Annotated in this window: 20 protein-coding genes; 17 read left to right on the forward strand and 3 right to left on the reverse strand. The window is 68.9% G+C overall.

The annotated features are described in order from the left end of the window. Positions 1 to 3: 3 nt before the first annotated feature. The 12 genes from DNK54_RS03150 to DNK54_RS03205 all read left to right on the forward strand — a co-directional run bounded on the left by DNK54_RS03150 (position 4) and on the right by DNK54_RS03205 (position 11,613). A complete protein-coding gene (locus tag DNK54_RS03150; RefSeq protein ID WP_110205462.1) occupies positions 4 to 1,311 on the forward strand; it encodes an MCE family protein in 1,308 nt (435 codons plus the stop codon). Next, positions 1,308 to 2,381: an MCE family protein gene (locus DNK54_RS03155; RefSeq protein ID WP_110205463.1), complete on the forward strand. Its 1,074-nt coding sequence runs from the start codon at positions 1,308 to 1,310 to the stop codon at positions 2,379 to 2,381. The genes DNK54_RS03150 and DNK54_RS03155 overlap by 4 nt, the downstream gene beginning before the upstream one ends. Beyond that, a complete protein-coding gene (locus DNK54_RS03160; protein WP_110205464.1) occupies positions 2,378 to 3,358 on the forward strand; it encodes an MCE family protein in 981 nt (326 codons plus the stop codon). Before DNK54_RS03155 ends, DNK54_RS03160 begins: the two co-directional genes overlap by 4 nt. Next, positions 3,355 to 4,551, forward strand: coding sequence for an MCE family protein (locus tag DNK54_RS03165; RefSeq protein WP_162602288.1), 1,197 nt, complete (start codon positions 3,355 to 3,357; stop codon positions 4,549 to 4,551). The genes DNK54_RS03160 and DNK54_RS03165 overlap by 4 nt, the downstream gene beginning before the upstream one ends. Continuing rightward, the gene (locus tag DNK54_RS03170; protein ID WP_110205466.1) at positions 4,551 to 5,852 is read left to right on the forward strand and encodes an MCE family protein; all 1,302 of its coding nucleotides are present in this window, start codon (positions 4,551 to 4,553) and stop codon (positions 5,850 to 5,852) included. The genes DNK54_RS03165 and DNK54_RS03170 overlap by 1 nt, the downstream gene beginning before the upstream one ends. Beyond that, the gene (locus DNK54_RS03175; RefSeq protein WP_110205467.1) at positions 5,849 to 7,111 is read left to right on the forward strand and encodes an MlaD family protein; all 1,263 of its coding nucleotides are present in this window, start codon (positions 5,849 to 5,851) and stop codon (positions 7,109 to 7,111) included. The genes DNK54_RS03170 and DNK54_RS03175 overlap by 4 nt, the downstream gene beginning before the upstream one ends. 37 nt (positions 7,112 to 7,148) lie before the next feature. Then, complete coding sequence (locus DNK54_RS03180) at positions 7,149 to 7,718, forward strand: hypothetical protein (RefSeq protein ID WP_110205468.1); 570 nt, start codon at positions 7,149 to 7,151, stop codon at positions 7,716 to 7,718. Then, the gene (locus tag DNK54_RS03185; protein WP_162602289.1) at positions 7,715 to 8,512 is read left to right on the forward strand and encodes a hypothetical protein; all 798 of its coding nucleotides are present in this window, start codon (positions 7,715 to 7,717) and stop codon (positions 8,510 to 8,512) included. The genes DNK54_RS03180 and DNK54_RS03185 overlap by 4 nt, the downstream gene beginning before the upstream one ends. A gap of 161 nt (positions 8,513 to 8,673) precedes the next feature. Then, positions 8,674 to 9,642, forward strand: coding sequence for an NAD(P)/FAD-dependent oxidoreductase (locus DNK54_RS03190; protein ID WP_204164392.1), 969 nt, complete (start codon positions 8,674 to 8,676; stop codon positions 9,640 to 9,642). Positions 9,643 to 9,737: 95 nt separating this feature from the next. Further along, positions 9,738 to 9,932 (forward strand): ferredoxin, encoded by a 195-nt coding sequence (locus tag DNK54_RS03195; RefSeq protein ID WP_110205470.1) that lies wholly within the window; start codon positions 9,738 to 9,740, stop codon positions 9,930 to 9,932. A 7-nt stretch (positions 9,933 to 9,939) separates the two neighbouring features. Then, positions 9,940 to 10,848: a 3-oxoacyl-ACP reductase gene (locus DNK54_RS03200; protein ID WP_110205471.1), complete on the forward strand. Its 909-nt coding sequence runs from the start codon at positions 9,940 to 9,942 to the stop codon at positions 10,846 to 10,848. Between the two features lie 9 nt (positions 10,849 to 10,857). Further along, on the forward strand, positions 10,858 to 11,613 hold the full coding sequence (locus DNK54_RS03205) for a glucose 1-dehydrogenase (RefSeq protein WP_110205472.1): 756 nt from the start codon (positions 10,858 to 10,860) through the stop codon (positions 11,611 to 11,613). Between the two features lie 60 nt (positions 11,614 to 11,673). On the opposite strand, the gene DNK54_RS03210 is transcribed toward DNK54_RS03205, so the two are convergent. Next, a complete protein-coding gene (locus tag DNK54_RS03210; RefSeq protein WP_110205473.1) occupies positions 11,674 to 12,276 on the reverse strand; it encodes a TetR family transcriptional regulator in 603 nt (200 codons plus the stop codon). Between the two features lie 195 nt (positions 12,277 to 12,471). On the opposite strand from DNK54_RS03210, the gene DNK54_RS03215 reads away from it, so the two are divergent. The 3 genes from DNK54_RS03215 to DNK54_RS03225 are packed head-to-tail and all read left to right on the forward strand — an operon-like array spanning position 12,472 to position 15,636. Beyond that, complete coding sequence (locus tag DNK54_RS03215) at positions 12,472 to 13,722, forward strand: glycosyltransferase family 4 protein (RefSeq protein WP_110205474.1); 1,251 nt, start codon at positions 12,472 to 12,474, stop codon at positions 13,720 to 13,722. Between the two features lie 16 nt (positions 13,723 to 13,738). Further along, positions 13,739 to 14,488 (forward strand): class I SAM-dependent methyltransferase, encoded by a 750-nt coding sequence (locus DNK54_RS03220; RefSeq protein ID WP_110205475.1) that lies wholly within the window; start codon positions 13,739 to 13,741, stop codon positions 14,486 to 14,488. Continuing rightward, entirely contained in the window at positions 14,485 to 15,636 is a 1,152-nt protein-coding gene (locus DNK54_RS03225) for a prenyltransferase (RefSeq protein ID WP_110205476.1), read from the forward strand. The genes DNK54_RS03220 and DNK54_RS03225 overlap by 4 nt, the downstream gene beginning before the upstream one ends. Here DNK54_RS03225 and DNK54_RS03230 read toward each other — a convergent pair. Continuing rightward, on the reverse strand, positions 15,595 to 16,263 hold the full coding sequence (locus tag DNK54_RS03230) for a class I SAM-dependent methyltransferase (RefSeq protein ID WP_110205477.1): 669 nt from the start codon (positions 16,261 to 16,263) through the stop codon (positions 15,595 to 15,597). The genes DNK54_RS03225 and DNK54_RS03230 overlap by 42 nt on opposite strands. A 47-nt stretch (positions 16,264 to 16,310) precedes the next feature. Between DNK54_RS03230 and DNK54_RS03235 the strand changes: the two genes are divergently transcribed. After that, the gene (locus tag DNK54_RS03235) at positions 16,311 to 18,434 is read left to right on the forward strand and encodes an acyl-CoA dehydrogenase family protein (protein ID WP_110205478.1); all 2,124 of its coding nucleotides are present in this window, start codon (positions 16,311 to 16,313) and stop codon (positions 18,432 to 18,434) included. Here DNK54_RS03235 and DNK54_RS03240 read toward each other — a convergent pair. Then, the gene (locus DNK54_RS03240; protein WP_204164393.1) at positions 18,423 to 19,679 is read right to left on the reverse strand and encodes an alpha/beta hydrolase; all 1,257 of its coding nucleotides are present in this window, start codon (positions 19,677 to 19,679) and stop codon (positions 18,423 to 18,425) included. The two genes, DNK54_RS03235 and DNK54_RS03240, sit on opposite strands and share 12 nt — an antisense overlap. A gap of 110 nt (positions 19,680 to 19,789) precedes the next feature. Here DNK54_RS03240 and DNK54_RS03245 point away from each other — a divergent pair, with 110 nt between their 5' ends. After that, complete coding sequence (locus DNK54_RS03245; RefSeq protein WP_110205480.1) at positions 19,790 to 21,181, forward strand: WS/DGAT/MGAT family O-acyltransferase; 1,392 nt, start codon at positions 19,790 to 19,792, stop codon at positions 21,179 to 21,181. The last annotated feature ends 19 nt before the right edge of the window (positions 21,182 to 21,200 follow it).

The raw sequence follows: 21,200 nt of genomic DNA on the forward strand, positions 1-21,200 counted from the left end.
CCGATGCTGATCAACCTTCACCACGGGAACGCCGCTGAGCACCGGCGGCTGCTGATCTGTGGAGTGCTCTTCCTCAGCCTGATCGCCGGGTTCATCGGCTTCTCCATCGCCGTCTACAGCAAGGTCTTCGAGAGCACCACGATGGTGACCATCAAGGCCGACCGCGCGGGTCTGCAACTGGCCAAGTTCGGCGACGTCCGGATGAACGGCGTGCTCGTAGGGCAGGTCCGCGCCATCGAGCAGGATGGCAAGGAGGCCTCCATCAAGGTCGGGCTCGACCCGGAGTCGGCGCGCAAGATCCCGGAGAACATCGAGGTCCAGATCCTGCCGACCACGCTCTTCGGCCAGAAGTACATCGCTCTGGTGCCGCCGGAGTCGCCGGTGCGGAAGGCGATCGCGGACGGGGACGTGATCCCCTCCGAGCGGGTCGAGACGAACGTGGAGCTGAGCCGCATCCTGGCCGACCTCTTCCCGCTGCTCCGCTCGATCCGGCCGGCCGACCTCCAGGCAACACTCAACGCATTGGCGACGGCCCTCGCCGGGCGGGGCGAGGAGATCGGCACGTCCTTGGAGAAGCTCTCCGGCTACCTGTCGGCGATCGACCAGGACCTTCCGGCGCTGCGTGACGACCTGGTGCTCCTGGCCGATGTGGCCGACACCTACGACCTGGCCGCACCCGATCTGCTCTCCACCCTGCGCCAGCTGACCGTGACCGGCGAGACGGTGCTCGACCACAAGAGTGACCTCGAGACGCTGTTCACGGATCTGACCGGCCTGGCGCGCACCTCGACGTCTGTGCTCGCCGAGAACGAGGCGAACCTGATCCGGGTCGGCGACCTCGCCGAGAAGGTGACCAGCCTGTTGGCGACGTACTCTCCGGAGTTTCCCTGCCTGCTCAAGGGCCTGGACCGCTACACCGACAACCTCAACGACATGTTCGCCGGCGGGCGGGTCAAGCAGTACGTGGAGCTGGGTGCGGTGCAACGGGAGCCCTACAAGGTCGAGGACCGCCCGAAGTACGGCGATGTCGGGCACGGTCCGTGGTGCGCCGGGCTGCCCTATCCCGAGGTGCCGTACCCGACGGTCGTGATGAACGACGGCGACAACCGGAGCATCGACAAGACCAGCCCGCTCAACATCCTCACCGGCCAGGCGTTCGGCGTCGGCTTCTCCGGTACCCGTCCGGAGCAGCAGATCGTCAGTGCTCTCCTGTCGGCCCGTACCGGCGTCGCGATGAGTGAGGTGCCGGCGATGACGTCGCTGCTCTACGGACCGCTGGTCAAGGGCCCGGAGCGGGAGGTGGCCGGATGAGCCGCAACAGCCAGACCACCGCATCCGCGGTGAAGCTGGGCATCTTCACCCTCACGTCGGTGCTCGTCACCGGGCTGCTGGCAGCCATCATGGGCAACGTCGGCTTCGGGCCGGGCAAGGAGTACAAGGCCGTCTTCTCCAACGCCAGCATGCTGGAGAAGGGCGACGACGTCCGGATCGCGGGCGTCTCGGTCGGCGAGGTCAAGAAGGTGGAGCACTATCAGCGCTCCAAGGCGCTGGTCACCTTCCGGGTGAAGGCCGACGTCAAGCTCACCGAGGCCTCACGGGCCGAGGTGCGCTTCAAGAACCTCGTGGGCGATCGCTACCTTGCGCTCGAGGAGGGACTCGACGCCGACGGGTCCGAGCCGCTCGACGAAGGCGACACCATCCCGAACATCAGGACCAGTCCGGCGCTGGACCTCACGGTGCTGTTCAACGGCTTCCAGCCACTCTTCACCGCGCTCCAACCGGATCAGGTCAACGACTTGTCGATGAATCTCGTCCAGGTGCTCCAGGGCGAGGGAGGCACGGTCCGCAGCCTGCTCGAGAACGCCGGATCGCTCACCCAGACACTCGCCGACCGAGACGAGCTCATCGGCGAGGTGATCACCAACCTGTCCCAGACGCTCGATACCGTCAACGAGCGCTCCGACGAGCTCACCACGTTGGTGGTCGAGCTGAAGGGGTGGATGAAGGACCTGGCCGATGACCGGCAGGTGATCGGCAACTCCCTGGAGAACATCTCGGGCCTGACCGAGGAGGTTGCCTCACTGCTGAAGAGCGGCCGCCCGCTCCTCAAGGACGACGTGGCGCTGCTCCGCAAGGTGACGCGCACGCTCAACCAGCCGCAGAACCAGGCGATCCTCGACGAGCTGCTGAAGAACCTGCCCGAGGCGATGACCGACCAGGTCCGGACCGGAACCTACGGCTCCTGGTACAGCTACTACCTCTGCAGCGTCGGCGGCTCCATCAAGCTGCCGATCCTCTCCGAGATCCCTGCCCTGGACCAGCTCCAGAAGCTGTTGAGCAGCTTCAGCCTCAAGTCGACCGCGAAGAGGTGCTCCCTGTGAGGAAGTACAGCGACGCGCAGATCCTGCGGATCGGAGCGATCACGATCGTCGTGGCGATGCTCGTGATCGCCGCAGCCATGAACCTCAGCAAGTTCCCCGGCCTGCGTGGCAGCACCTACCAGGCGGAGTTCAGCGACGCCAGCGGTCTGCGCAAGGGAAACATGGTGCTCGTAGGCGGGATGCGCTCGGGGCGGGTCAAGGACCTGGAGCTGAAGGGCGACCGGGTCCTGGTCACCTTCGAGGTGAAGCCGGGCGTGGAGTTCGGCAAGGAGAGCCGTGCGTCGGTCGAGGTGCTGAACCTGCTGGGGGAGAAGTACCTCAACCTGACACCCGCCGGCGACGGCCAGATGGCCGCGGAGTCGACCATCCCCCTCGACCGCACCGAGTCGGCGTACGACATCGTGGGCGTGCTCGGCGATCTCACCAGCACGACCGAGCGGATCGACGTCGAGCAGCTCAAGACCGCACTCGACACGGTGGGCTCCACGCTCGAGGAGTCGGAGCCGGCCCTCGGCAAGGCGTTCGACGGGATCTCGCGGCTCTCCTCGACCATCGCCAGCCGCGATGCCGAGCTGCAGACGCTGTTGGAGAGCTCGAAGGGCGTCACCGAGCTGCTCAACAAGCGCAGTGACGACCTGGTCTCGTTGATGAAGAGCGGTACGCAGGTCTTCGATGAGCTGCACAAGCGCAAGCAAGCCGTGCACCGCCTGCTGGTGAACGCCCGCGCCATGGCCGACGAGCTGCACGCGCTCGCCGCCGAGAACAAGGAGCAGATCGGCCCGGCGCTGCGGGAGCTCGACAAGACCCTGACCTTCCTCAACGACCGTGACAAGCAGCTGCGCGCCCTGCTGAACGCGTACGGGCCCTACGCAGACATCCTGGGCAACATCATCGGCACTGGGCCGTGGTTCGACGCCTACGTCGTCAACCTGCTCGGCGTGCCGACCGGCGAGTTCGTGAAGGTGACGCAGTCGTGAGCTTCGGGAACCTGAACGTCCGCATCCTCGGCGCCGGCCTCGTGCTCGCGCTGCTGCTCGGCGCCTTCTTCGTCGTCGGCGGAGACGACGGCAAGGAGAAGAAGACCGTCACCGCCCACTTCCCGCGGGCAGTGAGCATCTACCCGGGGTCCGAGGTGCGGATCCTCGGGGTGACCGTCGGCAAGGTGCTCGACGTGGTGCCGGACGGCGACTCGGTGCGGGTCGAGATGGAGTACGACAGCAAGTACGCGGTCCCGGCGGACGCGCAGGCCGTGATCGTGACCCCCACGTTGGTCGCCGACCGGTTCGTGCAGCTGACGCCGGCGTACGAGGGCGGGCCGAAGCTGGAGGACGGCGGCGAGATCGTGCGCAAGAAGACCGGGGTTCCGGTCGAGCTCGACCGGATCTACGCCGGCCTCCAGGACCTGGCCAGAACCCTGGGTCCCAACGGCGTCAACAAGGAGGGCACGCTCAACTCGCTGCTCACACGGGCCGCGAAGGCGCTCGATGGCCGGGGTGTGGTGGGCAACAAGATGCTGCACGACCTCTCGGCCGCCGCGGAGACCTTCGCCAACGGGAGCGGCGATCTCTTCGAGACGGTCTCGAACCTTGCCGAGTTTTCGTCGGTGCTGGCCGCCAACGACAAGCTCGTGACGGCGTTCCTGGGCGACCTGGCGACAGTGAGCAAGGATCTCGCCGACGAGCGTGAGGAGCTCAGTCAGGCGCTGGCGTCCGTTGCCCGCGCGGTCGGCACGGTGCGTGGTTTCGTGCACGACAACCGCAAGCAGCTGGCCGGCAACGTGAAGCGCCTGACCAAGGTCGCCAAGGCGTTCTCCGCCGAGCGGGCCTCGATCGAGCGAGCCCTGCGCACCGGCCCCGTCGCCCTCCAGAACCTCAACATCGCCTTCGACGCCGAGACCGGCACCATCGGCTCCCGGATCGGCGTGAAGGGCAATCTGGCCGACGTCGACGGCTTCCTCTGCGGCGTGATCCAGCAGACCGGTATGCCGCGCGCGCTGGCGAACACGGCATGCCAGCTCTTCAAGGCGCTGCTCGAACCGCTCGGCAAGGGCATCTCCGACATGATCTCGGGTCCCGGCAAGCCTGAGGCCAGGATCCAGGAGGTCGGCCAGCGGGTGCGGGTGGGCGACGGCACCACGACCAGCCTCGACGACCTGGTGGGAGCACGATGATGGCCCGCAGCTGGAGTTCCCGCCTGGTCGGAACCGGGCTGGCCCTCGCCCTGCTCACCGGGGTCGGCGCCTGCGACTTCGACGGCGCAGCGGACCTGCCGCTGCCCGGTGGCGGCGTCAGCGGACCCACCTACGAGCTCACCGCCGACTTCGACGACGTGATGAACGTCGTGCCGAAGTCGCCGGTCATGGTCGACGACGTGCCGGTGGGCACGGTCACCGACGTGGAGCGGGTCGGTTGGGACGCCCGGATCACGATGAAGATCCGCCAAGACGTCGAGCTTCCGCAGAACACCATCGCCGAGATCCGGCAGACCAGCCTGCTCGGCGAGAAGTACGTCGCACTCGACGAGCCGACCGAGCCGCCGGTCGGCAGGTTGAAGGACGGCGATCGGATCCCGCGCAGCGCCACCGGGAGCAACCCGGAGGTCGAGGAGGTGCTCGGCGCTCTCTCGTTCCTGCTCAGCGGCGGCGGCGTCGGGCAGCTCGGCACCATCACTCACGAGCTCAACGAGGTGATGAACGGCCGCACGGACAAGATGCGCAGCCTGCTCGGTTCCCTCGACAACGTGGTCGGCATCCTCGACGACCAGAAGATCGACATCGTGCACGCACTCGAATCGCTCAACCGGCTCACCGCCAAGCTCAACCAGGAGCGCGGTGTGATCGGGGCGGCACTCGACACGATGGGCCCGGCCGTCGAGGTGCTGGCCGACCAGCAGAAGAACCTGGTCACGATGCTCCGCTCGCTCGACGAGCTCGGACGCGTGGGCACCCGGGTGATTCGCGCCAGCAAGACGGATCTGCTGGCCGTGCTCGACGACCTCCGGCCGATCCTCTACCGCCTCAACGAGGCGGGGGAGTCGCTGCCGCGCGGCCTCTCGCTGCTGCTGAGCTTCCCCTTCCCCGACAAGGCGCGCACCATCGTCTTCGGCGACTATGCCAACGCGGAGATCCGGCTCGACATCAACCTGGAGAACTTCATCGGCAAGGACCCGATCATCAACCCGGGGGAGACGCTGAGTGACCTGCAGCAGTGCCTGCAGAGCGGGAGCCTCTTCAGCAAGGCCTGCGGCAAGTTCATCAGCGACGTCGACCTGTTCGCCAAGCTCAAGCGGGCCTGCAACGCCGGGGCGCTGCGCAACAATCCGGTCTGCCGGGTGATCCAGCTGCTGCCCGATCTGGGCTCCCTGCTCGGTGGCATCACCGGCACTGGTGGTGTCGGACGCCTGCAGAAGTCGATGCTCTCCGGTGTCAGCAGCTCGAGCAGTACCGATCTCTACGGGGAGGGACTGACATGACGCGGGGGATCAAGGTCCGGCTGATCGCGTTCGTGATCCTCAGCGCGATCGGCATCGTGTATGTCGCTGGCAACTACCTCGGCCTGGTCGACCGGATCCTCGGGCGGGGCTACACCGTGCACGCGACGCTGCCGGAGTCGGGCGGTCTCTTCGAGGGCAGCGAGGTCACCTACCGAGGCGTCAAGATCGGTCGTGTCTCCAAGATGGAGGTCAGCACCGATGGAGCGAAGCTCGATCTGGACCTGAAGGAGGGCACCAAGCTGCCTACCGACGCCCAGATGTTCGTGCACAACCTCTCTGCCGTCGGGGAGCAGTACCTCGACTTCGAGCCGGCCTCGGCTGACGGGCCGTACGCCTCGGAGGGGCACACCTTCCGGGGTGACGCCTCCTCGCTCCCGGTCGCCGAGGACGACCTGCTGGTCGACCTGGACGCGCTCGTCAACTCCGTCGACAAGGAGAACCTCGGAACCGTGGTCGCCGAGCTCGGCAACCTCTTCCGCGACACCGGGCACAGCATGCAGCGTCTGCTCGACAGCGGCACGATCCTGATCGACGAGGCGACGGCGCACACCGACGAGACGATCGCCCTGCTGCACAGCGCGCGCGACGTCCTGGCGACCCAGCGTCGCAACGGCGACAACATCCGAGCCTTCAGCAAGAACCTCAACCTGCTCACCCAGGCTCTGGCCGGAAGCGATGGTGCGCTGCGCGACGTACTGACCGACGCACCGCCCGCCGTACGTGAGGTCGACGGTCTGCTGCAGGAGCTGGCGCCGAGCCTGCCCGTGCTGCTGAGCAACATGGTGTCGGCCACGCAGGTCGTCGTCGCGCACCTGCCCGGCGTGGAGACGCTGTTGGTGAACTTCCCGCTGGCGATCGCCGCCGGGTTCACCGGCACACCGGGCGACGGCTGGGGTCACGTCAACCTCCAGCTCGACCAGACCGTCATGCCGTGCACTGGTGCCGGCTCCGGGTACAAGCCGGCCTCGGAGTGGCGCAGCGGGCACGACCTGACCGACGGTCCGCCGGCGTACCCCGCCCAGTGCCTCAAGGGGGCGCCGTTCAACCAGCGCGGATCGAAGTACTCGCCGACCGCAGCGAACTCGGTCACCGGAGTGCGCCGGGTGGCGCCCGCGTCGGCGCTCGATGCACGGGTGGCGGGACCGGCCTACGCCGGTACCTCCTCGCTCCGACCGCCGACCGGGCAGCAGGGGACGGGACTGCAGTGGCTGTTGAGCGCGCCGCTGGCCGGTCGGTGATTTCCATGGACGCAGACCGACGAGGCAGGCTGGAGACGTGAGCGAGCAGGTGGACCAAGCGAACGGGCGACGCACCCTCAACACGATCCTGTACGTCGCGTGCGTGATCGCCGTGTGCGTGGTGGGCCTGTTGGCCTACCTGGTCGTCACCGACGACGGGGAGGCGACAGCGCACGGCCGTCTGGCGGGCGGCGAGATCGCCGTCGACGGCTCCGGCGAAGATCTGCACCAGCGCGTGCTGGAGGCGGCCACCCAGGAGACACAGGCGTTCATCAACGTCGATCATGCCGACTTCGACACCCACCGGCAGTCGGTGCTGGACGGTGCCACCGGGCAGTTCAAGAAGGAGTTCGGCGAGACCGCCGACAAGCTCGAGAAGATCACCAAGCGCGGCGAGCTCGTGATGACCGGGGAGGTGCTCTCGGCGGGCGTCGTCGCGGCGAACAAGGACCAGGCAACCGCCCTCGTCGCCGTGCGCACCGAGGTGACCGGCAAGGAGACGGGCGGCGCCGCGAAGGAGCGGAACCTGGGCTTCCGCCTGGATCTGGACTACGTGGACGGTGCCTGGCTGACCTCGGACCTGCAGGAGGTGTGGATCTCCCGATGAGCGGAACCACCCCGAACCCCCGTCGTCGCGGCCAGCAGGGCGGTGCCCGCCCGCGGCGTCTCGCCGGCCACGCGACGCGGCGCCCCGAGAATGAGCCGTCGCCTGAGGCGAGCGAAGCTCGGCCGGAGCCGACCTCCCCGCGTAGCCCCGGCGCTGCGCCACGGCGGCAGGCGACGACGTCGGCCCCGGAGCTGGTGGACACCACGACCGACACCTCGTCCGAGGAGCCGGGTGGCCTCCTGGCCAGCGCGCGTACGACGCGGGTCCTGGCCGGCGTACTCGCCCTGTTGGTGGTCGGTGCGGTTGTGCTGGCATGGCTGCACTGGGGCGGCGACGACGAGCCGGCCGACGCGGAAGCCGCGCCTTGGCAGTACGTTGCCGGTCAGGCATGGAAGGTCCCGGAGCGCCCGGTCCGGACGTCGTTCGTCGAATGGCGGGCCGGTGTCGACGCCACCGCCAAGGCGGTGACCGACGTACTGACGGTCAACTGGAAGACCTATGACGAGCACCTCGCCCAGGTGAAGGACCTGGTGACGGAACGCTTCCTGGCGGACTACGAGAAGAGTGCGGCGAGCTCGCGCGAGGAGTTCCTCGCGCAGAAGGCGGACTACCAGTTCGAGGTCGTCAATCAGGCGGTGGTCTCGGCGACCTCCGACGAGGTCAACACGCTGCTCTTCCTCAACCAGTACGTCACCAAGGGTGACGGAACGCCCGAGGTCTTCCAGGTGCGGGTGATCAGCCGGGCCCTGCGCGACGGTGACACCTGGCAGCTGGACAGCCTCGAGCCGTTCTGATCGGAGCCGGGCCCAGGGTTCGAGACACCGGGCCGGCCTCCTCGTCTTTCGGCCGGTGAGTCGATTGGATGACACGTGGAACGTGTCTCGCGTCACGCCACCTTCTGTGACAAACTAGAACACGTTCCACAACTGGTCGATCGAGAGTCAGGAGCCCTTGGGTGGACATCGAATGTGACGTTGTGGTGATCGGCGGGGGGCCAACCGGGCTCTTCGCCACCTACTACGCCGGATTCCGCGGACTGCGGGTATGTCTGGTCGATTCGCTGCCGGAACTGGGCGGCCAGATCACGGCGATGTACCCGGAGAAGGCGATCCTCGACGTGGCGGGCTTCCCGACCGTGAAGGGGCGGGAGCTGGTGGCCGGCCTGGTGGAGCAGGCGGCCTCCGCCGCTCCGACCTATCTTCTCGGTCGGACCGCGCTGCAGCTGGAGTCCGATGAGAACGGGGCCACCTTGCGTCTGGACGACGGCACCGTGGTCCGGGCCGGCGCGGTGCTGATCACGGCCGGAATCGGCAAGTTCAGCCCTCGTCCGCTGCCTGCGGCCGAGGGCTGGGTCGGCCGTGGGGTGGAGTTCTTCGTCCCCGACTTCACGCCGTACCACGACCAGGACGTGCTGATCGTCGGCGGTGGTGACAGCGCCTTCGACTGGGCCCAGCACCTCGAGCCGCTGGCGCGCAGCGTCACGCTGGTGCACCGCCGGGAAGCCTTCCGAGCTCATGAGCGCACCGTGCAGGCGGTCCGGGACTCCTCGGTGCGGATCATCACCAAGGCGCAGGTGACCGCGATGCTGGGTGACGGTGTCGTGGAGCAGGCAGAAGTCACCGTCGACGGTGCGGAGCCGCAGCTGCTGCCGGTGCAGCGGGTGGTGGCGGCCCTCGGCTTCGTCGCCGACCTCGGCGCCATGAAGGAGTGGGGCCTGGAGCTCGACAAGCGACACGTCGTCGTCGACTCGAGCATGCGCACCAATCTGCCGCGGGTCTTCGCCGCCGGCGACATCACCGAGTACGCCGGCAAGGTACGGCTGATCGCGGTCGGGTTCGGCGAGGCGGCGACCGCGGTCAACAACGCCGCCGTCGTCATCGACCCCACCGCCCACGTCTTCCCCGGTCACTCCAGCGAGGGGTGACCACTGATCGGGACCGAGGGCCGACAGCCTTGGGTCCACCCACCACACTGGCCAAGCCCGTCGGGCTGGCCAGCCGACGAGAGAGGTGCCTGGAGATGAAGGTGAAGGTCGACTTCGACCTCTGTGAGTCCAACGCGCTGTGCGTGGCGATGGCTCCGGATGTCTTCGAGCTCGACGACGACGACTACCTGGTGGTGCTCACCGAGGACGTCGTGGACGAGAACCGCGACCGGGTCCAGCGCGCCGCGGCCGCCTGCCCGAAGTCAGCAATTTCCATCGTGGAGGACTGAAACACCCATGTCAGAGCAGCAGTTGGACCTCGACGGCCGCGTGGCCGTCGTCACCGGAGCCGGACAGGGACTGGGACGCGCCGAGGCGCGCGCTCTCGCCCGGGCCGGAGCCCGCATCGTGCTCAACGACCTCCCCGGTGCCGCAGACGAGGCGGCCGAGGAGCTCCGGGCCCTGGGCACGGAGGTGCGGATCGTCACCGGTGACGTGGGGGAGCGCTCCACCGCGGACGCGATGCTCGCGACGGCCGTCGACGAGTTCGGCTCGCTCGACATCGTCGTCAACAACGCCGGCATCACCCGCGACAAGATGCTCTTCAACATGAGCGACGAGGAGTTCGATCTCGTGCTCAAGGTCCACCTGCGCGGGCACTTCCTGCTGACGCGCAACGTGGCGGCGTACTGGAAGGCCAAGGCGAAGGAGACGGAGGGCCAGGTCTACGGCCGCATCGTCAACACCTCCTCCGAGGCGTTCCTGACCGCGGCGCCCGGCCAGGCCAACTACGCCGCTGCCAAGTCCGGCATCACCGCCCTGACCGTCTCCGCCTCGCGGGCCCTCTCGCGCTACGGCGCGACCGCCAACGCGATCTGCCCCCGAGCGCGGACGGCGATGACCGAGGCGGTCTTCGCTCCCGACGACTCCGGCAAGGCGATCGACCCGTACTCGCCCGAGCACGTCGCCCCGCTGGTCGCCTACCTCGCCTCCCCGGCCGCCCAGGAGATCTCCGGACAGGTTTTCGTCGTCTACGGCGGCATGGTCGCCCTGGTCGGCGCGCCGGTCGTGGAGCAGCGTTTCGACGCCACGGGCGACACCTGGGAGCTGCCTGACCTTGCGGGCCAGGTCGGCGGCTACTTCGCCGCCCGGGACGACAAGAGCCGCACCTTCTCGGCCGACACCTTCATGAAGCTCACGGTCTGAGGAGCTGAAATGGATCGACTTACCGGCAAGATCGCCATCGTCACTGGCGGCGCCCAGGGGCAGGGCGCCGAGATCGCCCGCCAGTTCGTCGCGGAGGGCGCTCGCGTCGTGGTCGCCGACGTCGCGGACGAGCTTGGTCAGGCAGTCGCCGACGAACTGGGCGACGCCGCAGCGTACGTGCATCACGACGTGAGCGACGAGACGTCCTGGCAGCAGGTCGTTGCCCGCACGGGTGAGCTCTTCGGCCCGGTCAGCGTGCTGGCGAACAACGCAGGCATCCTGCGCTTCGCGGCCATCGACCAGATGTCGGTGGAGGAGTTCGAGCTGCTGTTCCGGGTCAACCAGCTCGGCTGCTTCCTGGGCATGAAGCATGTTGCGCCCGTGATGCGGGAGAACGGCGGTGGGTCGATCGTCAACGCCTCCTCGATCGAGGGCCTGGCCGGCATGCCGCACTGCGCCGGCTACACGGCGACGAAGTTCGCGATCCGCGGGATGACCAAGGCGGCCGCGGTGGAGCTCGGGCCGCACCGGATCCGGGTCAACTCGGTTCACCCCGGCATGATCGACACGCCCATGACGCGGCCGCACGGTGGGGACGCGGCGATGGAGTACGGCGCCTCGAAGGTCGCGCTGAAGCGTGTCGGGCACCCCGCCGACATCGCCCCGCTCTACGTCTACCTGGCCTCGGACGAGTCCGGCTTCGTCACCGGCGCTGAGATCGCGGTGGACGGCGGCGCGACCGCCACCCACGTCTTCGGCGGCTGACCCGGCACCAGCGAAGAAGACCCCCTCCGGTTTGGAGGGGGTCTTCTTGCTTGCTGCGGCTCAGCGCAACAGCAGGTGGATGGCGACCGAGAGGTTGCGGGAGACCTCCTCGGTCGAGGTGCGTCCGGTGACCCAGCCCACCAGCAGGGCGAGCCACACGTCGCCGATCACGCGAGCGACCGCCACCTGGTCATCGGTGGGGATCGCACCCGCAGCAGGGTCGATGGCACGGTTCAGCACGCCGGTGAGCATCATGCCGACGGCATGGATCTCGGTCGAGACCGTCGCGTCTGCGAACATGAAGGCGCGGGTGAGGGCTTCGGTCAGGTTGGGGTCGCGCTGCATCATCTTGGTGTTGCGATTCAGGATGAAGAGCACGCGATCCGCGGCGGTCTCGCCGGGGATCTCCTTGCCCTCCATGGCTGCTGCGCTCAGCTCGAACTGGACCTGCAGGGCAGAGACGAGCAGGTGGATCTTGGAGGGGAAGTACCGATAGAGCGTCCCGAGCGCCACGTCGGCCCGCTCCGAGACCGCGCGCATCTGTACCGCGTCGAAGCCGCCCTGGGAGGCCAGCTCGATGGTGGCGGCAAGGATGCGGCGGCGCCGCTCGCGCTGTGCCGTCGAGCCGAGCTCCTCGTTCGTGAGGGAGTTCATGGCGTTCATCGCTGTTCCTTGTTGTCGCCGACTGTGATCGGCCTCACGTCATACCGACGGCATGTGCGGAGACCCGAGGATGTTCTTCCATCGCCTACGCTACTGGTGATGGTCCATAATAGGAACACGTTTCAATTTGGGTGGTAGCTGGGCGGCGTGTCCCGGTGCGCAAGTTGACCGGCCGGAGAGAGAAGGAAGTCGCCTGTGCGAGTAGCGCTGCTGTCCTATCGGAGCAAGCCCCACTGTGGGGGCCAGGGGGTCTACATCCGGCATCTCAGCCGCGAGCTGGTCGCGCTGGGACATGAGGTGGAGGTCTTCTCCGGCCAGCCCTACCCGGAGCTCGACGAGGGCGTCCGGCTCACGAAGGTGCCGAGCCTCGACCTCTACCGCGAGCCGGACCCGTTCCGGATCCCCAAGCCGCGCGAGTTCCGCGACCTCATCGATGTCGAGGAGTTCCTCACGATGTGCGTGGCCGGCTTTCCCGAGCCGAAGACCTTCAGCCGTCGGGTCGCCCGGCTGCTGAAGGAGCGCCAAGAAGACTTCGACGTGCTGCACGACAACCAGGTGCTCGGCACCGGCATGGTCGAGCTGATGGAGCACTTCCCGCTGGTCACCACGCTGCACCACCCGATCACCTTCGACCGGCGGGTCGACCTCGCTGCCGCACCCAACCTGCGCCGCAAGCTCACGCTGCGGCGCTGGTACGGCTTCCTGCGGATGCAGGGCCGGGTCGCTCGCGCCGCGACGCGCGTGCTGACCCCCTCCGAGTCCTCCGCACGCGACATCGTGACCGACTTCGGGGTCGACCCGGGCGTGATCCAGGTGATCCCGCTGGGCGTGGACGAGATCTTCCAGCCTCCGACCGAGCCTCGAGTGCCCGGCCGTATCGTCGCGATGGCCAGTGCCGACGCTCCGATCAAGGGAGTGCACACCCTGCTCGAAGCCTTCGCGAAGCTACGGACCGAGCGCGACGTCGAGCTGTTGCTCGTCACCAAGCCCCAGGAGGGCGGCCGCACCGAGAAGCTGATCGACAAGCTCGGCATCGGTGACTCCGTCCGCTTCGTGCACGGCATCTCCGACGCGGAGCTGGTCGCCGTCATGGGCTCAGCGGAGCTGGCCTGTGTGCCCTCGCTCTACGAGGGCTTCTCGTTGCCGACCGCCGAGCTCATGGCCTGTGAGACCCCACTCGTCGTCAGCCGCGCCGGCGCCATCCCGGAGGTCGTCGGACCTGACGGCGAGTGCGCCGACCTCGTCGAGCCGGGCAACGTGGAGGAGCTGCGCACCGCGATCGCCGCGCTGCTCGACGCCCCGGAGCGCCGCGAGCGGATGGGCCGGGCGGGTCGCCGGCGCGCCCAGGAGCGCTTCAGCTGGCGGGCGGTGGCCGAGGCGGTCGCCGAGGCCTACCAGGAGACCATCGCAGAGTTCCGCAGCAGCACCGACAAGACCACCGACTGAGAGCACAGGAGCATCCATGCTGACCGTTGACTTCGACCGACTGGGGCTGCGCCCGGGCGAGCGCGTGCTCGACATGGGCTGCGGCGCCGGCCGCCACGCCTTCGAGATGTATCGCCGCGGCGCCGATGTGATCGCTTTCGACCAGGACGCCGACGAGCTCGCCGGCGTGCGTGAGCTCTTCGTGGCGATGGCCGAGGCCGGCGAGGTTCCGGTGGGTGCCGAGGCGGACATCAAGGAGGGGGACGCCCTCTCACTGCCCTTCGCGGACGCCGAGTTCGACCGGATCGTCTGCGCGGAGGTGCTGGAGCACATCCCGGCCGACGTCGAGGCGATCAAGGAGCTGGTCCGCGTGCTGCGTCCCGGCGGCACCCTGGCGGTCTCCGTGCCACGCTGGCTGCCCGAGGTGATCAACTGGAAGCTCTCCGCGGACTACCACAACGCGACCGGCGGGCACATCCGGATCTACACCGACCACGAGCTGGTCGACAAGATCACGAAGGCGGGTCGGCCGAACGACGGCACCGACGGCGACGCGATGATCTTCGAGGGCAAGGACTACGCCCACGGTCTGCATGCGCCGTACTGGTGGATCAAGTGCGCGGTCGGCGTCGAGAACAACGCGCACCCGCTCGCCCGTGGCTACCAGAAGCTGCTCGAGTGGCAGATCATGAAGAACCCGCTGCCGTTGCGGATCGCCGACAAGGTGCTCGACCCGCTGATCGGCAAGAGCATGGTGCTCTACTTCAGGAAGCCGGAGGCTGTGTGACCGCCGTCCCCGAGGTCCCACTCAGTCGCCTGCCCTCCCTCGACGGCGTCCTCAGCGCGCAGCAGGTCGCCGACACCGCGGCTGCGATCGCCGCTATGCAGGAGCCGTGGGGAGCGGTGCCCTGGACCACCGGCGAGCATGTCGACATCTGGAATCACGTCGAGGCGGCGATGGCCATGCTCGTGGGCGGTCAGGTCGAGGCCGCCGAGCGTGCCTACGCCTGGGTGCCGACCATGCAGCGGGCCGACGGCTCCTGGCCCATGAAGATCGTCGGCGGTGCTCCCGACGACGAGCGCGGCGAGTCCAACATGTCCGCCTACCTGGCCGTCGGCGTCTGGCACCACTGGCTGGTGCAGCGCGACCTGGCGTTCGTGCGCCGCTATTGGCCGTCGGTGCGCGCGGGGCTGGACTTCGTGGTCTCCCTCCAGGCGCCGTTCGGCGGAATCCGCTGGACGCCGGTCGACGACTTCTGTCTGCTGACCGGCAGTTCCAGCATCTACCAGTCGCTCCGCGCGGGTGTGGCACTCGCGGACCTGATGGATGATCCACAGCCCGAGTGGGAGCTTGCCGGCGGCCGACTGGGCCACGCCATCCGGGAGCACGCCGCGGAGTTCGCCGACAAGTCGTCGTACTCGATGGACTGGTACTACCCGGTGCTCGGTGGCGCGGTGCGGGGTGAGGCCGGACGCGCGCTGGTGGCGAGCCGCTGGGACGAGTTCGTGAAGCCCGGCCTCGGCATCCACTGCGTCGACACGAACCCGTGGGTCACCGGTGCGGAGACCTGCGAGCTGGCGATGGCCCTGGACACCCTGGGCGATCACGAGCGGGCCCGGACCCTGGTCGCCGACATGCAGCACCTGCGGGAGCGCGACGGGCGCTACTGGACGGGCTGGGTGTACGACGACCCGGCGCGGCCGGCGCCGCCCGACGAGCCACGCGACGTCTACTGGCCCCACGAACAGACCACCTACACCGCCGCGGCAGTGCTGCTGGCCGTCGACGCGCTGGGGGAGACCTACGGTCACTCGACGCCCGGCTCGGGGATCATGCGCGGAACCTCGTTGGCTCCGCACTTCGCCGAGATCGGCCTGGAGTGCGGCTGCGGTTCAGGTGACCGGGTCGCCGGCTCCTCCGCGCACCCGGCGTAGCACCCGCATCGAGCCGACCTGCGTGACCGGCTCGAAGTCGCCTGAGTCCACGGCACGCAGCCAGACGTGGTACGGCGCCTGGCCGCCGTCGGCGGGGTCCGGGAAGACGTCGTGGATCACCAGGTGGCCGCCGTTCATCAGCCATGGTGCCCACCCTGCGTAGTCGGCCTGGGCCGGCTCCTCGGAGTGGCCTCCGTCGATGAAGAGTCCCGAGAGTGGCGTGCCCCACCAGCGGCTGACTGCGGTGGAGTGCCCAACGATGGCGACGACGTACTCCTCCAGGCCGGCGCGAGCGACCGCCTTGCGGAAGAACGGCAGGGTGTCCATCAGACCGAACTCGGGATCCACGACGTCGGTGTCGTGGTGCTCCCAGCCGGCCTGGTTCTCCTCCGAGCCCCGGTGGTGATCGACGGTGAAGACCGTACCGCCGCCGACCTCGCGGGCGGCGCCGCCGAGGTGGAGGGCCGACTTGCCGCAGTAGGTGCCGACCTCGAGGAACGGTCCCTGGGGGAGACGCTCGGCGGCGACCCGGTAGAGCAAGGCCCCCTCGTCCTCCGGCATGAAGCCCTTGGTCTCCCGGATGTGTTCCATCAGGTCGGACGGGACCGGTCCTACGTCAGTGCTCATGGCAGTATTGGAACACGTTCTAGCCCTGCTGCCGAGGAGCCACCCAGGTGTCGATCGGAATCACGTCGGACCACGTCGAGCTCGCTGCGACCCTGCGCAAGTGGGTCCTGGCCGGAGGCTTCGTCGACCAGGTCCGCGCCGCCGAGTCGGATGCCGACCAAGCCTTCGCCCCCGCCTGGGAGGCGGCACACGAGATGGGTCTTCCGGGGATCCTGGTGTCCGAGACCCGGGGTGGTGGGGGAGGGAACGCGGTCGATGTCGCGGTGGTCCTTGAGGCGACCGCCTACGGCCTGCTCCCAGGTGCCCTTCTCGGCAACCAGGTGGCCGCGGCGCTCTTCGGCGACACCGATCCGGCCGGCCGGCTCGCTTCGGGAGACCTGCGGGTGGCGTTGGCTCCCACGGCTGAGCTCTCCAGCGACGGCACGACGCTGAGTGGCGTCGTGCGGGCGGTGCTGGACCTGCCGGGCGCCACCCATCTTCTGGCCGGCACCGCGGACGATGCCTGGTACCTCATTCCGACCGAGGCGCTCGCCAGCAGCAGCGGGATCGGTCCGGACCTGAGCCGTCGCTTCGGCACCGCGCAGCTGGAGCAGGTGCCGTTGACCGTGTGCGAGCCGGTACCCGAGATCACCGCCGCGCAGGTCCGCCGCGGCCTGGTCACCTTCGCCGCGGCCGAGGCGTCCGGCGTCGCCCGGTGGTGCCTGAGCACCGCCGTGGAGTACGCCGGCGTCCGGGAGCAGTTCGGGCGCCCCATCGGCTCGTTCCAGGCGATCAAGCACCTGTGCTCGGAGATGTTGGAGAAGGCGGAAGCCATCACCGCGGTGGCATGGGACGCTGCGGCTGCCTGGGCCGCCGGCGACGACGAGCAGTGGGCGTTCGCGGTGGAGGTCGCCGGTGCGGTCGCCTTCGACGCTGCCGTCGAGATCGCCCAGGACTGCATCCAGGTGCTCGGTGGGATCGGCTTCACCTTCGAGCACGAGGCGCACTTCCGGCTGCGCCGCGCCACGGCGCTCCGTCTGCTCGCGGGCCGCGGGGCGTCCTACGCCGCCGCCCTCGCGGCACGCGCCGCCACAGGGACCCGCCGCACGGTAACGATCGACTTCGACGGGGCCGACGAGGCGATCCGGCCCGCGATCCGGGAGACGGCGGCGACGATCGCCGCTGCCGACGGGTCGGCGCGTCGTGCGGCGCTGGTGGACTCGGGCTACCTGGTGCCCCATTGGCCGGCTCCCTTCGGCGCCGGCGCGGGACCGGTCGAGCAACTGGTGATCGACCAGGAGCTGGCTGCCGCAGGTGTGAGCCGGCCTGACATCAAGATCGCTGGGTGGGCGGTGCCGACCATCATCGCGCACGGCACCGACGCGCAGCGGGAGCGATTCGTCCGGCCGAGCCTGACCGGCGAGCTGGTCTGGTGTCAGCTCTTCTCCGAGCCGGGTGCCGGCTCCGACCTCGCCTCGTTGCGGATGAAGGCGGAGCGGGTCGAGGGCGGTTGGCGGCTGACCGGGCAGAAGGTGTGGAACTCGCTGGCCCGCGAAGCCGACTTCGGCATCTGCCTGGCGCGGACCGATCCCGACGCTCCTCAGCACCGGGGGATCACCTACTTCCTCGTCGACATGCGCAGCCCGGGGATCGACGTGCGGCCCCTGCGCGAGATGACCGGTGACGAGCTCTTCAACGAGGTCTTCCTCGACGGGGTCCTCGTGCCGGACGAGATGGTGGTGGGCGAAGTCAACGGCGGTTGGCGGCTGGCCCGCACGACGCTGGCCAACGAGCGGGTCGCGATGGCCGGGCACCGGCTGGGAGCCTCCACGGAGCAGGCCGTGGCCCTGCTGGCGGCCGGTGAGGCGCCGGGCGCCGAGGCGGCGATCGGCGAGCAGGTTGCCCTGGCCACCATCGGCATGCTGCTCGGGGTGCGCGGCATCCTGCGCTCGCTCGCCGGCCAGGGGCCGGGTGCGGAGTCGAGTGTGAGCAAGCTGCTGGGGGTGCGAGCCCGTCAGGAGGCGTCGGCCCTCGTCGTGGAGCTGCTGGGCGACAAGGTGCTCACCGGGCACCCGGATGCCGCTGAGGCGGTGCACGAGGCACTGCTCACGCGCTGTCTCTCGATCGCCGGCGGCACCACCCAGGTGCTGCGCAACGTCGTGGGCGAACGGATCCTCGGCCTACCGCGCTGACGTCTCGGCCTGCGGGACCGTCCGCCGACCGGTGCGCCACGAGTTCCAGTGCCAGGTGAGGTAGCGGTCGACGGCGCGCACGACGTGCGCTCCCCGGATGGAGGGGAAGACGTCGAACGCGTGCTGGGTGCCGGGCAACTCGGCGTACACCACGCTGCGGCGGGAGACCTCCCGCAGGCGGCGGACGAACTGACGGCCCTGCTCCACCGGCACGAGGGTGTCGTTGCTGCCGTGGATGACGAAGAAGTCGGGGGCGTCCGGAGTGACCCTGAGGATGGGGTCGGCCTCCTCGAACGCCTGGGGGTCCTGCGACCAGGAGGTCTGGAACACACGCTTGGCGAGGAAGCTGTCGCGTACCGTTCGGCTGCTTGCCAGGCCGGTGGAGGCGGCGATGTCGTAGAAGCCGTAGTGAGGCACCGCCACCTGGATCGTGGTGTCGATGTCTTCGAAGCCGGGCTGGAAGGCGGGGTCGTTCGCCGTCACGGCGGCCAGGGCGGCGAGGTGCCCACCGGCCGACCCGCCGGTGATCGCAAGGTAGCGAGGGTCCCCGCCGTACTCGGCGATGTTCTCCCGGATCCAGGCGATGGCCCGCTTCACGTCGATGATGTGTGCCGGAAAGGCGTCGCGTGGTGAGAGCCGGTAGTTGATGGCTACGCAGATCCAGCCGCGACGCGCCATGTGCTGCATGAGCGGGATGCCCTGCTGGTCCTTGTTGCCGATGGTCCAGGCGCCGCCGTGCACCTGCAGCAGCACGGGCGCCGGCTCCGCCCCGATCTCGGACGGCAGGTAGAGGTCGAGGACGTTGCGCTTGCCCGCGGGCCCGAACGAGATGTTGCGGACCCGCTCGATCTGCTTGTCGCGCATCGCGAACGGGTTGACCAGGCTCCGCCAGGGCGTGGCCAGGTCAGCGGGGGAGGGCAGGGCGTCGAGCTGCTCGACGTAGTCCGCGCCGATGCCGTCGACCAGCGCGCTCTCGACGCGGTCCTGGGCGCGCTGGCTCTCGCGCACGATGCTGCCCAGCCCGACCGCGCTGGCGGCAGCGAGGGCGACGCCGAGCGGGCTCCGGCGACCGCGGGCCAGGTGGACAGCGGTGTCGGCCGCGGTCAGGGCCAGCAGGTGGGGGGCCAGCTCGCTGGTGAGCCAGCCGGCCGCGAAGGAGGGGATTCCCGCTCGCACGCTGCGGGCCGGCCGCAACGCGTTGGCGGTGAGTGCCGCGGTGATCATCTGTCGACGCAAGTAACCCACGGTCGAGACCCTATCCGTCAGTCGGTGATGGCCGGCATCGTCACGAGCGGTGCCGCTGATTGCAGACAACAAATATAGAACACGTTCTAGATTTATCGTACGATGTTGCCATGGATCGCCTGAGTGGACTGGACGCGAGCTTCCTCTACCTGGAGACGCCGGAGCAGCTGATGCACGTGTGCGCGGCGCTCGTGCTGGACCCGACGACCATGCCCGGGGGCTACAGCTTCGAGTCGATGCAGCGGCTCATCGCCGAGCGCGTGGCAGACGTGCCCTTCTTCCGGCGCAAGATCAAGCGGGTGCCGCTCCGGCTCGACCATCCGGTCTGGGTCGACGACGAGCACTTCGAGGTGCACCGGCACGTGCACCGGATGGCGCTGCCGGCCCCCGGCGGCTACCGCGAGCTCGTCGAGCTGGCCGGTCATCTGGCCAGCCAGCCCCTGGACCGCAGTCGTCCGCTCTGGCAGATGTACGTCATCGAAGGCTTCGAGGACGACAAGGTCGTCGTCTTCTCGAAGATGCACCACGCGACCGTCGACGGCGTCTCCGGCGCGAACCTGATCTCGCACCTGTGCAGCCTCGAGGCCGACGCGCCGCCGCTGGCACTCGGAGGCGGCGGCGAGATCGCCCGCCGGCCCGGCGACCTGGAGCTGGTCGGCCGCGCGGTCGTGAGCACCCTGGCGAAGCCGGTCCAGGTGGTGAAGCTGCTCGCACCCACCAGCCAGCTGATCACGCGAAGCGTGGGCCGTGCGCGCAGCGGCACCGCGATGGCGGCGCCGTTCACCGCGCCGCGCACCTCCTTCAACGGCACGATCACCGGACACCGCACGATCGGGTACGCCGACATGTCGCTGGCCGACGTCAAGGCGATCAAGCAGGCCACTGGGACGACGGTCAACGACGTGGTGCTGACGGTGGCCGGCGGTGCCCTGCGCAGTTACCTGCAGGAGCGCGGCGAGCTGCCGGAGAGCACGCTGACGGCCACCGTCCCGGTCTCGGTGCGTGACCACTCCGCGCGGGCCGGCGGCGCCAACAAGGTCTCGGCCCTCTTCGCCAAGCTCGGTACCGACATCGCCGATCCGGTCGAGCGGTTGACGATGATGTCGGCGGCCAACAAGCACGCCAAGGAGCATCACCAGGCGATCAGCGCAGACACCCTCCAGGACTGGGCCCAGTTCGCAGCACCGCGCACGTTCGGCCTGGCAGTGCGGGCGTACGCCGGATTCCGACTCGCCGACCGGCATCCGGTGGTGCACAACCTGGTCATCTCGAACGTGCCGGGCCCGCCCGTCCCGCTCTACTTCGCGGGCGCTCGGATCGATGCCCTCTACCCGCTGGGTCCGGTCTTCCACGGCGCGGGCATCAACATCACCGTGATGTCGCACGCGGGTGACATCAACGTGGGGATCATGGCGTGCCGCGAGTCGATGCCCGATGTCGACGACCTGGTCGACCGGTTCCCGACGCAGCTCGAGGAGCTCCGTCGGCTGACGGTCGGCTGACCCGGCTCGTCCCCGCAGG

It is taken from the genome of Nocardioides daejeonensis (assembly GCF_003194585.1).
Taxonomy (GTDB): Bacteria; Actinomycetota; Actinomycetes; order Propionibacteriales; family Nocardioidaceae; genus Nocardioides; species Nocardioides daejeonensis.